Annotated in this window: 13 protein-coding genes; 8 read left to right on the plus strand and 5 right to left on the minus strand. The window is 66.1% G+C overall.

Annotated features, from left to right (window positions below):
* Positions 1–53: 53 nt before the first annotated feature.
* Entirely contained in the window at positions 54–1019 is a 966-nt protein-coding gene (locus AC5P9N_RS03635; RefSeq protein WP_049397597.1) for a DUF2268 domain-containing putative Zn-dependent protease, read from the plus strand.
* 49 nt (positions 1020–1068) lie between these two features.
* Positions 1069–1857: an SGNH/GDSL hydrolase family protein gene (locus AC5P9N_RS03640; RefSeq protein WP_049397598.1), complete on the plus strand. Its 789-nt coding sequence runs from the start codon at positions 1069–1071 to the stop codon at positions 1855–1857.
* Here the strand turns inward: AC5P9N_RS03640 and AC5P9N_RS03645 are convergent.
* On the minus strand, positions 1832–2716 hold the full coding sequence (locus tag AC5P9N_RS03645) for a LysR family transcriptional regulator (protein ID WP_005413886.1): 885 nt from the start codon (positions 2714–2716) through the stop codon (positions 1832–1834). The two genes, AC5P9N_RS03640 and AC5P9N_RS03645, sit on opposite strands and share 26 nt — an antisense overlap.
* A 104-nt stretch (positions 2717–2820) precedes the next feature.
* Between AC5P9N_RS03645 and AC5P9N_RS03650 the strand changes: the two genes are divergently transcribed.
* Complete coding sequence (locus AC5P9N_RS03650; RefSeq protein WP_005413885.1) at positions 2821–3954, plus strand: agmatine deiminase family protein; 1134 nt, start codon at positions 2821–2823, stop codon at positions 3952–3954.
* 6 nt (positions 3955–3960) lie between these two features.
* Here the strand turns inward: AC5P9N_RS03650 and AC5P9N_RS03655 are convergent, their stop codons facing one another.
* The gene (locus tag AC5P9N_RS03655) at positions 3961–4506 is read right to left on the minus strand and encodes a thioesterase family protein (protein WP_049397600.1); all 546 of its coding nucleotides are present in this window, start codon (positions 4504–4506) and stop codon (positions 3961–3963) included.
* 69 nt (positions 4507–4575) lie between these two features.
* On the opposite strand from AC5P9N_RS03655, the gene AC5P9N_RS03660 reads away from it, so the two are divergent.
* Positions 4576–5151 carry a TetR/AcrR family transcriptional regulator gene (locus tag AC5P9N_RS03660; RefSeq protein WP_065183680.1) on the plus strand — a complete coding sequence of 192 codons (576 nt, stop codon included), beginning with the start codon at positions 4576–4578 and terminating at the stop codon, positions 5149–5151.
* A 34-nt stretch (positions 5152–5185) separates the two neighbouring features.
* On the opposite strand, the gene AC5P9N_RS03665 is transcribed toward AC5P9N_RS03660, so the two are convergent.
* Positions 5186–5497, minus strand: a complete 312-nt coding sequence (locus AC5P9N_RS03665; protein ID WP_241898939.1) for a hypothetical protein — start codon at positions 5495–5497, stop codon at positions 5186–5188.
* A 275-nt stretch (positions 5498–5772) separates the two neighbouring features.
* On the opposite strand from AC5P9N_RS03665, the gene AC5P9N_RS03670 reads away from it, so the two are divergent.
* From AC5P9N_RS03670 to AC5P9N_RS03685, 4 genes are read left to right on the plus strand one after another with little or no spacing between them, the layout of a single operon-like run.
* On the plus strand, positions 5773–5925 hold the full coding sequence (locus AC5P9N_RS03670; RefSeq protein WP_154329548.1) for a hypothetical protein: 153 nt from the start codon (positions 5773–5775) through the stop codon (positions 5923–5925).
* A gap of 51 nt (positions 5926–5976) precedes the next feature.
* Complete coding sequence (locus tag AC5P9N_RS03675; RefSeq protein WP_099484307.1) at positions 5977–6822, plus strand: energy transducer TonB; 846 nt, start codon at positions 5977–5979, stop codon at positions 6820–6822.
* Complete coding sequence (locus tag AC5P9N_RS03680; RefSeq protein WP_099595469.1) at positions 6822–7694, plus strand: hypothetical protein; 873 nt, start codon at positions 6822–6824, stop codon at positions 7692–7694. Before AC5P9N_RS03675 ends, AC5P9N_RS03680 begins: the two co-directional genes overlap by 1 nt.
* A gap of 13 nt (positions 7695–7707) precedes the next feature.
* Positions 7708–8217 carry a hypothetical protein gene (locus tag AC5P9N_RS03685; protein WP_049397605.1) on the plus strand — a complete coding sequence of 170 codons (510 nt, stop codon included), beginning with the start codon at positions 7708–7710 and terminating at the stop codon, positions 8215–8217.
* Positions 8218–8263: 46 nt separating this feature from the next.
* On the opposite strand, the gene AC5P9N_RS03690 is transcribed toward AC5P9N_RS03685, so the two are convergent.
* Positions 8264–10375: a TonB-dependent receptor family protein gene (locus tag AC5P9N_RS03690; protein WP_099484026.1), complete on the minus strand. Its 2112-nt coding sequence runs from the start codon at positions 10373–10375 to the stop codon at positions 8264–8266.
* 193 nt (positions 10376–10568) lie between these two features.
* A complete protein-coding gene (locus AC5P9N_RS03695; RefSeq protein ID WP_099484027.1) occupies positions 10569–12005 on the minus strand; it encodes a serine hydrolase domain-containing protein in 1437 nt (478 codons plus the stop codon).
* Positions 12006–12119 lie beyond the last annotated feature (114 nt).

The following is a 12119-nucleotide window of genomic DNA, read 5'->3' on the forward strand; positions in this document are numbered from 1 at the left end:
CGGGCGGAGTGATAGATTGCGCGCTTCGCATGCACTCCACCAAGGACGGAGCGATGTTCATGATCCTGCGCGGCCTGTTGGCCCTGGCCTATGCCGGGGCGGTAGGCGTGGCCACCGCAGCGGTACCGGCAGGGCCGCAGATCCTCACCGAGGATGTCAGCCGTTTCTATGCACTTTATGACAGCGCTGGCGGCAAGCCCAGCGTTGCGCAGCTGCGTGGATACCTGGCCGAGGGTTCGGCCGGCCTGGCCGAACTGGCCAAGGCGCGCCGGGTCACTCCCGAAGGCATTGCCGAGTCCATCGCCAGCCAGCCCGAGCTGTATGCACAGGGACGAAACTGCCTGGCCGAACTGCCCGCGGTGAAGCAACGCCTGACGCAGGTGTTTTCCAACCTGCAGGCGATCTACCCGCAGACCCGGTTCCCGCCGGTGACCATCGCGGTGGGCCGCGGCCGGCCGGTCGGGCTGACCTCTAAAAGCGGCGTGATCATTGGTCTGGAAGCGCTGTGCGCGGCCGACTTCATGAATGCCAATGTGCAGGATCGCTTCGTGCATGTGATCGCACACGAATACGTGCACATCCAGCAGACCGGCCTGATCGACTTCGAGCCGGGTGACCCGCGCGCGACAGTGCTGCGTGTTTCGCTGGGCGAGGGCATCGCCGAATTCATCACCGAGCTGATTTCCGGCAACGTCGGCAATGGGCGTCACGCGGCCTGGACCCGTGGCCGGGAAGTGCATATCGAAAGCGCGTTCGCGCTGGATCTGGACAGCACCGATCTGTCGCCGTGGCTGTACAACTACAAGCCGGGCTCGCAGGAACCCTACGACCTGGGGTACTGGGTGGGTTACCGCATCGCCAAGGCCTATTACCTGCAGGCCAAGGACAAGCGTGATGCGGTGCGTGCGCTGATCCAGCAGGACAACCCGAAAACGATCCTCGCCGCCAGCGGCTGGACGCCGGGCATGTGGATGCCGGCGAAAGTCACGGGTGTAGCGGCGCGTACGGCTGCACGCTGAGCACAGGGCAGGGCGTTAGACTGCGCAAGATGATTTCAGGAGTACCCGCATGCGTGGACCTGTTGAGCTTGCCGCTGCAACCGTCGTGACGTTGGGCCTCGCGTTGGCTTCTCCGCTGGGTGCCGCCGAAGTCGTCGCAGTCAATCCGCTGCTGCAGACGCCCATCGACCAGTTGCGCCCCGACGAGGTTCGTTTCATGCAGCAGCGCCTGGCCGATTTTCCGGAGTTGCAGCGCTATCGTGATGCCAACGCGCGACTGCCTGCGGCCGTGCCGGGCCAGCCGCGCGTGGTGTTCTTCGGCGACTCGATCACCGAAGGCTGGGGTGCGGAAGGCAGCGCCGGATTCTTCCCCGGCAAGGGCTGGCTCAACCGCGGCATCAGCGGCCAGACCACGGCGCAGATGCTGGTGCGCTTCCCGCAGGACGTGCTGGCACTGAAGCCACAGGTGGTGGTGATCCTGGCCGGCACCAACGACATTGCCGGCAACACCGGCCCGTCCACGCAGGCGATGATTGAAGACAACCTGCATGCGATGGTGGACCTGGCCCGTGCACATGGCATCGCCGTGGTGCTGGCATCGGTGCTGCCGGTCAGCGATTACCCGTGGCTGCCGGGAACAGCGCCAGCGCCGAAGGTGCGTGCATTGAACACGGCATTGAAGCGCTATGCCGATGCGCAGCAGCTGGTCTATCTGGACTACTACACGCCGATGACCAATGCCGCCGGAGGACTCGATCCGCAGCTGGCCGAGGATGGCGTGCATCCCACGGCGAAGGGCTATGCGGTGATGGCGCCGTTGGCCGAGGCGGCGGTCAAGCGCGCGCTGCAGCAGAAGTAGCTTCTGCGGGCAGACTCGCCAGCAACCACTCACAGAAACTGATCACCAGCGGATCGGCCGCGCTGTCCTCATGCACCAGCCAGCTCCAGCGCGGGCCGCGCACGCGTGCCTCATCCAGCGGCTGCAGCAGCCCCTGATCGCAGGCGCGGGCCGCCAGCAGCTCGCTGACCAGGGCGATACCCAGCCCTTGGCAGGCAGCATCCAGCAGCTGCCCGGGTTCGGAGAAGTTCATGCCTTCGCGGCGCTGGCCGACATCGGCGCCGCCCTGTACCTGCCACTGGCTCCAGTCCATTTCGCGCTCGCCATGCAGGGTGAGGCGTTCGTGCACCGGCGTGGCGAGCAGGGCCGGATGGCAGGCCGGAAAGAGGCGATCCTGCAGCAGCACGCGATGCTGGCACTGCGCCTGTGAGTCGAGGTCATCGCGTACCGCCACGTCCAGCGTCTGCGTGGTCATATCCGGTGCCTCCTCGCTGGTCAGCAGCCACAGGTCGGCGTCGGGATGCAGGCGGTGGAAGCTGGCCAGGCGCGGCACCAGCCAATGCCGGGCAAAGGCTGGACTGGTGTTGACGATCAGTTGATTCGGCTTGCGGTACTGATCGAGCCGGCGGATGCCGCTGGCCAGCTGCCGCAGCAGGGACTGGGTGGTTTCCAGCAGGTCGATGCCGGCGTCGGTGAGGGTGACGCTGCGGCCCTGCCGGAAGAACAACGGCTGCTGCAGCGAGGCTTCCAGACCCCGGATCTGCTGGCTGATGGCCGACTGGGTCAGGTGCAGTTCCTCGGCCGCCCTGTGGAAACTACCCAGGCGGGCGGCGGCCTCGAAACCACGCAGCGCGTTCAGCGGTGGCCAATGCTTCAGCATTTCAGATAAGTAAAACTGTTCAATTGGTGGCTGAATCTATCGTTTGTGCTTATCGATACGCAAGCGCAGCATAGGTCCATCCCACACCGGCCCTGAAGCCCGTCATGAGCAGCCGTCGTCACTTCCTCACCCAGCTGGCGGGCGCCGCTGGCCTTGGCGGCCTGGCCGCCCTCGGCCTGACAGGGCTGCCGACGCGCGTATCCGCAGCGGGGCCGGGTGCGGGTATCTGGCGCATGCCGGACGAGCACGGGCCGCAGGAACGCGTTTTCCTGGCCTTCGCCGCGCAACCGCGGGTGTGGGGCGCGCAGGCCGATGCGGTGAACACCGCCGTGGCACGCCTGGCCCGCACCATCGCCCGCCACCAGCCCGTTAGTGTGCTGTGCCGCCCGGCGCAGCGGAAGCTGGCGCAGGATCGCTGCGGCCGCGACAACATCGAGTTCCTCGAGGTGCCGCTGGATGACATCTGGGTGCGCGACTACGGCGGATGTTTCGTCACCGATGGCAAGGGCGGGCTGGGCCTGGTTGATTTCAACTTCAACGGCTGGGGCGGCAAGCAGAGCGCACGGAACGATGGTGCGGTGGCGCCGTGGCTGGCGCAGGTGACCGGTGCCACGCTGCTGGAAAGCGATCTGGTGGGCGAGGGTGGCGGCATCGAAGTCGATGGCCATGGCACGGCCATCCTCACCGAAAGCTGCTGGGTGAACCGCAATCGCAATCCCGGCTGGTCGCGCGCGGATATCGAGGCCGAGCTGATGCACCACCTCGGCCTGCGCAAGGTGATCTGGCTGCCCGGCATCGCCGGCGAGGACATCACTGACGCACACGTGGATTTCTATGCGCGCTTCGTGCGTCCGGGCGTGGTGATCGCCAATCTGGACGACGATCCGGAGTCCTACGACTACGATCTGACCCGCGAGCACCTGGAGATTCTGCGCGGCGCCACCGATGCCGATGGCCGTCGTCTGCAGGTGCACACGCTGCCGCCGCCGCTGGACGGACGCGACAACGTGCATACCCGCGACAACGATGATCTGGCGATGGGCTACATCAACTACCTGCCGATCAACGGCGCGGTGGTCGCGCCGCAGTTCGGTGACGACGCAGCCGATGGCTACTGCCGTGAACTACTGGAAGACATGTATCCCGGTCGTGTGATCGAACAGGTGGACATCGATGCGATCGCCGGTGGCGGTGGCGGCATCCATTGCGTGACCAAGAACATGCCGAAGGTAGGCTGAGGTGCCTCAGGCGTCGTCCTGCTTCAATGCGGCATCGGCAGCCAGCAGCGCCTCGGCGGCTGCACTGAGCGGCGGTGACGGCGGGGCAACCACACCGATCGCTTCCATCATCTTCGGCATGCCCAGGAACTGGCGCGCGCGACGGTCGTAGATGCCGGTGACCAGCAGCGCACGGGTGGCGATCTTCTGCTCGGGCCCGATCAGCACGCGCTGCTCCATGATGCCGCGCGAGCCGACCCAGCCGACCAGGCGCGTTTCCAGGGTGAAGCGCTGGAACGGCTTCAGCTCGCGGCGGAACTGGATGGTGCCGGCGCCGACGATTGGTGCCCACTTCTCGCGCAGTGCCACCCGGCCCAGGCCCATGCGCAGGATCAGGTCCAGCCGGCCCAGGTCGAAGATGTTCCAGTAGCGGCCGTTGGTCATATGCAGGTTGCTGTCCAGATCGTTGGGCAGCACCCGGAACTGCAGCCGCGAGACCCCGAACGGCGCCTCCAGCTTCGGCCGGAACAGGCTGCACAGCAGCAGGTGGAGCAGGCGGAACCAGAGATTCATGGTTATGACGACTGTTATAGAATCGCCGATACGCTAATTTATGACGACTGTCCTGGCAAGGAGCCTGCCGTGAGCCCGCGCCCCTCTGATGCGCCACAACGCGTGATTGATGCTGCGGCACAGATGCTGGCGCGCGTGGGTCTCAATGCCACCAGCATCCGTGAGGTGACCAAGCTGGCCGAGGCGCCGCTGGGTTCCACCTATCACCACTTTCCCGGCGGCAAGCAGGAGCTGCTGGCGCGCGCCACCCACATGGCTGGTGACAAGGTGGAGGCGCTCCTCGTTGAGTTGTTGAAGGGCGGGGCCGTGCAGGGCCTGCAGCAGTTTCTGGCGATGTGGCGCGAGCGCCTGCTGCGGTCCGGGTTCCGCGCGGGTTGTCCGGTGCTGGCCGCTGCCGTCGAAGAGCCGGTCGAGGCGGTTACCAGCCAACCGCGCGTGGCCGCCGCAGAGGTGTTCGTGCGCTGGCAGGGGCATCTGGCCGCAGCCTTCATTGCCGACGGCCACGAACCTGCGGCGGCGGATGGACTGGCCAGCCTGGTGATCGCCAGCGTGGAAGGCGCCGTGGCGATGTGCCGCGCACTGCAGGACATCGCCCCGTTCGACCAGGTGGCCGCGCAGTTGCTGAAGGCCGCCGCGCCTCCTTGATCCGGCTATACGTGTGCGGAGGACGTGCAGCAGGTCATCGGAAGATCATCAGGTAGCCCCAGCCGAGCACGATGGGCAGGAAGGCAGCGATGGCCGACGCGCCAAGCCAACGCAGGTAGCTGCGGGAGGCGGGGGATCCCTGCCGCTTGAGGGCCCAGGCATGCGTCGGGAGCACCAGCAACGCCTGCACCGCAAAGGTGGCTACGGCGGCAAGCCATGCCACCAGGACGCCGAGGCAGCCATCGCTGAAGCAGCGGCTACCAAACCACGAACCCCAACCGGCGAGGCCAATCATTGGAACGAACATCACGAGCGCGGTGGCGCGGGTGAACTGGGAGGCGTGCATGCCGTGGCGCATAGCTCTTCTGGTGGAAAATCATAATCCAGCCGTCGGCGCGCGGGTACAAGGCCGGCGCCAGTGCGGCCTGTGGGTGATGGACCCACGGCCCCATCGCGCTAGAATCCGTCCACCACCGCCTACGCGTGCCCGGCAAGGATGTCCGCATGCAGTATCAGGTTTCTGAGGTCCCTGGCCGCAATGCCACGCGCCCGCTGGCGGCGGCATGAAGAACTCGCGCCATTTTTCCATCAGTGCATTGAAGTTGCCCAGGAGCCGCGGCAGTGAAGTCGTGCGTGCGGCTGGCCGCGCACGCGGTGGCCATGATCGTCGCGTTGACCGGCGCCACCGTTTTCCATGCCTCGGGTCTGCGGTGGGCGGCCGCTGTCGATGCAATGCCGCTGCGCTACCCGATTGCGGTAGTGCTGGCTGGGTAGTACTGCAATTCCGGGCGATTTCCTCTGTGCTTCACTTTTTCCAGGAGCTTCATGCGACAGCGCATTGCACGGAAACGCGTCCTGGCCACAACGGTCGTTCTATCGATGGTTGCGGTCGTAGCGGTGATGGCCAGCGTGCGCCCGCAGTGGCGGCGGGAAGTCGGCCCGCCTCCGATCAATCTGGGAACGGCACGTATGCAGGCCGAAGTGATGGCAGAGCTCATCGACCTGCGACCGACACCGCCAGGAAAGCCGCCGGTTCCACCGACTCCAATGAAGGGAGTCTCCTCCCCGATGCTGGCCGGTAACAGTGGGTTCGCGACCGCAGCGGTGCGGTTGGAAGACGTCGCGCCAGCACACTTCGAGCCGCGCGGCTGGGAGCCCGACATTCCATTCGCTGTGATGGAATGGACTGCGCCTTCCTGCGGTGAAGGATATCCCGCCCCGGTCTGCCAGGTTCGTCACAGCGTCGTCGAGTGGCGCGATGATGACAGTGCGGCGTCCTTTCAACTGCAGCAGCATCTGGAGTCGATGCTGCAGGTTGCGAACCGCCGGGCTTCACGGGTACCCGGTCTCGCGTTCGAGCTTGCACACGTGCGGGCGCAACGGATGACGTGGGACGAGCTTCAGCAACGGCGCGCGCGCGGTATCGAGGGATGCACGGGTGGCCCGGGCAATCCGGATCTGGGCGTTGTCTATCTGCAGCGTCCTGTGTTCAGCCTGGATGGGAACTGGGCAATGGCATCGGTCGCCTCGGATCTGTGCAGTGGAGGAACGGCGATGCGTGTCCTCTACCTTCTGCATCGCAGGAAGGGCGGCTGGGAGCGTGTTCGAGTGGAGCCTGTCCGCCATATGAGCTTTGGACAGGGCCTGTGGCCCGCGTTGCCGGAGTCGTGATGATAGATACCTCGTTCAAGCCAAACCGTGACTGCCAACAACGGATCGCCTGGCGACGCATTGCATCGCTGGCGGCGGCGCTGTCGGCCTTGGCGCTCATGGCCGGGATCTGCAGCCTGCGCCCGAGTTGGCAGCAGGAGATCGGTCGGCTACCGATCAACCTGGGAACAGCGCAGATGCAGGCGGAGGCGATGGCGCTGGCGATCCGGCAGAGCCCCCCATTCCCCCCTCCACCCCCGCCAGTGCCGCAGCCAACGCCAGTTCTGCCATCGTCGCTGAGCGAGGTGCCCAGCGCACCGCAGACACCGTCCACGCGCGTTGATCAATGGCGCCCGCAGGAACAGCCGCAGTTGACCGACCCGGTGGGGGAGGACATCTACGTGATGGAGCAGACCTTGCCCTATTGCTGGCCGGGCAGCAGTGCCTCCATCTGCCAGGAGGTGGACGACCTGGTCCTGCCGCTGGACGATTGGTGGCCGCCGGACATCCATGCGCTGCGGTTGCAGCTGCAGGCGGACCTGGTTCCCGTCAATCGCCGGTCCACGCCAGTGCCTGCGGCCGCATTGGCCGGTGCGCAGCGGATGGACGGCGCGGGGCTTCGAGCGCTGCGGGAGCAAGGGTGCGGGGCAACGGTGCATGGGCCGACTCGGACATACGACCACGTCGCCTATCTGACCCGGCCTGTTTTCAGCGTCGATGGGCAGTGGGCTATGATTGCGGTCGCCTGGGATTCGTGTTCCGACGATTTCGTCTACCGGGAGCTTGTCGTGCTGCATCGGGAACAAGGACGCTGGATGGCCGAACCCCCGGAACGGGGTCTGGGCGGCGTATGGGACGGCCGCATACTGCGGCCCTGGACGTACAACCACTGACGAGGAAGAGCGCATGGATGTCGCTGCACGCAGGAACAGGACGTTGTTTCGTTGGATCATGGTGACGCTGCTGGCAGTATTGATGCCGTTTGCGGCACTGGCGCAGCCCGCAGCCGGGCAGGCCGAAGCCGCCACTGCCGCGGAAGAGGCGCGATGCCGCGCCTGCAGCTATGAGCGTATCGGGCACAAGGTCGATATCGGGCTGGTTGCACTGGTGTCGCTGCTGGTGGTGGGCCTGCTGGTAGCGGCGTCCCGCGAGTGGGGCACCACCTCGCAGCGCTGGACCTGCCGCACGCTGGCTCTGTTGCTGGTGGGTGTCGGTGTGGCATTGCTGTGGTGGGCTGGCAGCGTCGTCTACCTGGGCTACAACCCGTGGCAGGAAATGGCCGCCCCTGTCGATGGTTCGCTTACCTCGACACTGCTCAACACCTCACCGAAGTGGCTGGCGGCGCTGGCGTTGATTGGTTTCGCACCTTCCATCTGGAAGCGCAGCGAGCGCCTGCCAGCCTGGCGTATCGGCTGATCCTGGAACGACGGCGCCGGATCACACCCGGCGCCGCCTGCGGTCATCAGTCAAACCGCAAACGCACACCAGCGTAGATGCCACGGCCTTCGCCCGGCGTCGAGCGGGCAATATCCCTGCCTGCGTCGTCGTAGCCCGGCGTGACCGTGGCGGCGTAGTGGCGGTTGCCGAGGTTGCGCATCTCCGCCCAGGCCTGCCAGCGGCCACCGGGTGCGTCGTAGCCGATGCGGCTGCCGAAGATCACGTGGCTGTCGGCCCAGTAGCTGTTGGCGTAGTCGACGGCGATGCGCGAGGCGTATTCGGTATTGAGCGCGGCGTACAGGCCGGATGCATGATCGAAGCGCAGCTCGGCCTGGTAGGCGTGGCGCGGCAAGCCGGGCAGGCGGTTGCTGCCGAAACGCGCGTCGTGGCGATAGCGGAAATCGCTGAAGGTATACGCCTGGCGCAGCGACAGGCGGCCCGGTGCAGCCTGCCACAGCGTGCTGTCCAATCCGGCCTCCATGCCGCGGTGAACGGTGGGGCTGGCGTTGTTCTCGGCGATGAACAGGTTCGGCACCGGTTGCAGTTCGACGCTCAGCAGTTCGTGGTTCACGTGTGCGTAGTAGCCGGTCAGTTCCCAGCGGCCCAGCGCCGCGTCACCGCGCGCGCCCAGTTCCAGCGTGGTGGCGGTCTGGTTCTGCATCGGCACCGGCGCGCGCTGGCGGCCGCTGGACGGGCCATTGCCTGGCCCGAAGTACTGGTTCGAGCCCCAGATCATCGACCAGGGGTGCGGCGCCTCCACCGAGCGGCTGAGGTTGCCGAACCACTGGGTCTGGGCGCTGTGCTGCCAGGTGAAGCCCAGTCGCGGCGCATAGTCCCAGTCGTGGTCGCGCAGGCGGCCGCCGCTGCTCGGCCAGGTCACCTGCACATCGCGACGGGTGTTGATCAGTGCCAGCCCGGTCTGCATGCGCAGGCGGTCATTGAAGGTGAGGGTATTGCCGACGTGCAGCGTGCTGTCGGTGCCGTGGTGCCGGAAGTCACGCGTGCGCGTACCGGCGGCATAGCCGTTGCTGGCAAAGCGCAGCGACTCGCGCACATCGGCGTCCAGATCGTGGGTGACGCGCAGGCCGACCGTGGTTTCGCTGTCCAGGCCGAACAGCCGGTGGCGGCGGCGGTAGTCCAGCGTGGCGTTGAGGTTGGCGTAGTCCAGCTGCTGCCGGTACAGGCTCTCGTTCAAGTCCATCGGGTACTTGTGATAGACCAGTCCGGCCTGCAACGAGGAGTCTTCATCGATCTGCAGCGTGGTGACGTTGCCCACCCAGGTGCTGCCCGGCTGCGGGCGACGCGCATCGATGGCCAGATTGGCCGCGTTCGCGGCGCGCGGATCGTTGCGGATCTGATCGCGGGTCAGGCGCCCAGGTGTTTCGTGGTTGGTTTCGCGATAGCGCACGAAGAAGCGCGTCTGCAGGTCGGGCGTGATCTGCCAGCCGATGTTGGCCATCGCACCCTTGCCGTCGCCGCGCGAATGGCGCTGGTAACCGTCGAACTCGGTATCGGTGTAGGCCAGGAAGTAGTCGACATCACCACTGACGCCGCCCCAGCTGATGCCGCGCTTCTGGTAGCCACGGCTGCCGGCTTCGTAGTGCAGCTGCACGCCCGCCGAATCACGACCGCTGCGGCTGACGTAGTCGATGGCACCGCCCAGCGCCAGCGCCCCGCGCTCGAAGCCGTTGGCGCCGCGCAGGACTTCCACGCGCGACAGCCACAGCGGTTCCAGCAGCTCGTAGGGCGTGCCGCCCGGGCCGGTCAGTGGCAGGCCGTCGATCGACACCGCAATACCCGAGGCGTGCGCGCCCGGGCCCCGGTTGATGCCCGAGCCACGGATCGAGATCTTGGTGCCCTCATTACCCGGCGACTGCGCGCTGATACCCGGCTGGTAGGCCAGCACATCGGCGCTGGTGGACAGTCGGCTGCCGGCCCTGGCCACGTCGATCAGGTTGCTGGCGCCGGGCACGCGCTTCAGCGCCTCGCGCGCCTGCGCGCTGGCATCGGCGGCAGCGGTGACCTGCACGGCATCCAGCGTGGTGGCCTGTGGGGCGGCAGCGGCGGTGGAAGAGAGGCCGAGGGAAACGGCCAGGAACAGCAGCGAGGGGGTGGGGCGGTACGACGAGAGCGACATGCGGGAATGCTGTAAACCACCAAAGTGGCGCGCAAGTTAACAGGTCGGCGGCGTCACGTCACCCATCGCTCGCGTATGGCCGCCCGCAACATCCATGTAGAGCCGAGTCCATGCTCGGCTATCGCGCGCAGCGCGGGTCTCCTGAGATCGCAACGAAGAGCAGCCGAGCATGGGCTCGGCTCTGCAGCAGGGTTTAGGGCGAGGGCTTCGCCAGCGCCTTGGCCTTCGCGTACAGCGCCTTGGCAATCTCTGCATCGCCCAATGCCGCATGGAACTCGGCCAGGCTGTCCCACGCGTTGGCCGAATCCGGATACAACTCGGCGTTGAGCGCGAACACTTTCAGTGCCTTGCTGGCACCCAGACTCTCGCGGATGGCATAGCCATCGGCATTGATCGCACGTTCCAGTTCATCGGTGGGAACGCCATTGCTGTCGCGCAGCCAGCTACGCATCCGCGGTTTCGCATCGGTGCTGTCATCCACCGCATAGCCGATCAGCCGCTCGGACAGCACAGCGTGCGGAAACTCCCCGGGCGCAACCACCGCCATCGTGCTCTCCACCAGCGTGCTGGACCAGACATTGCGGGCGCTGCCGTTGGTCAGGTACACGAACACCCAGTAGCCGTTGGCCAGCGTGCCCTTGTAGGCCAATCGCGCACGTACACGGGTGCCACCATCGTGACCTACCTGGGTGTAGCCGTCGCTTCGGGTGGTGTCCCAACCGGTGGAGAAGAAATTGCTGCCGCCACCGACCAGCTTCTGCGGCTGCCAGAGCTTTTCCAGGGTCGCCGTGCGCACCAGCTTGCCGCTCGCCAGCGCCTGCAGGAAACGGTTCATGTCGCCCACGGTGGTCTGCAGATCGGCATGGCCCCAGCCGTAGTCCGGCCAGGCATCTTCATTGGCCGGCTGCAGTTGGCCATCCTTGCCGATGTAAGGCACCGCCGCGCGCGTGGCTGGCACGCGGGTAACGCCCCACGAGGTGCTGGCCATCTTCAGTGGCTGCAGGATGCGTTCGTGCGCGATGGCTGGGTAAGGCTTGCGGTAATGCGCTTCCAGCAAGGCGGTCAGCACCAGGTAGTTGGCCTGGGTGTACTGCACGCGGCTGCCGGTGGCGAACTGCATCGGTGTCGCGCCGGCTACCTTCAGTGCAGCGCCAAGGACAGGGGCTACACCAGGGTAGCCCTTGCTGACCCAACGGTTGTCGACACGATCGTAGTACTCGCCGATACCCGAGCTGTGGTTGAGGAAATCGCGCACGTGGATTGCCTGCCATGCTGCAGGCAGGTCCGGCACATAGCGGCTGGCCGGTGCATCCAGATCCACCTTGCCCTGGTCGACCAATTGCATCACCAGCGTGCTGGTCAGCAGCTTGGCCATCGACTGGGCGGCGAAGATCGTATCGACAGTGGCAGGCGCATGGGCAGCGGGATCACGTTCACCGCTGGCGCCCTGGTACAGCACCTGGCCGTTGTGGGCGACCAGTACCGCCTGGCCGGCGATGCCGTAGCGCTCGCGGTTGGTCTGCAGCTGGGTGCTGAGCTGCTTGGAAAGATCGCCGGCAGTTTCAAGCGCCGAAACGGGTGGGATCGCAAACAGCGTGCAGAGCAATGCAACGGCCAGGGTGCGGTACATCGCGGTGATCCATCAGCGGTGATGGCGCATGTTGGTCACGTCGGAAGAGCGGGTCAAGGGCACCGATTCCCGCATCAGGGAGAGCCGGCCAGCGGCCGGCACTACCATACGTTT

The sequence above is a fragment of the Stenotrophomonas sp. YJH_SMC_6 genome (genome assembly GCF_059371335.1).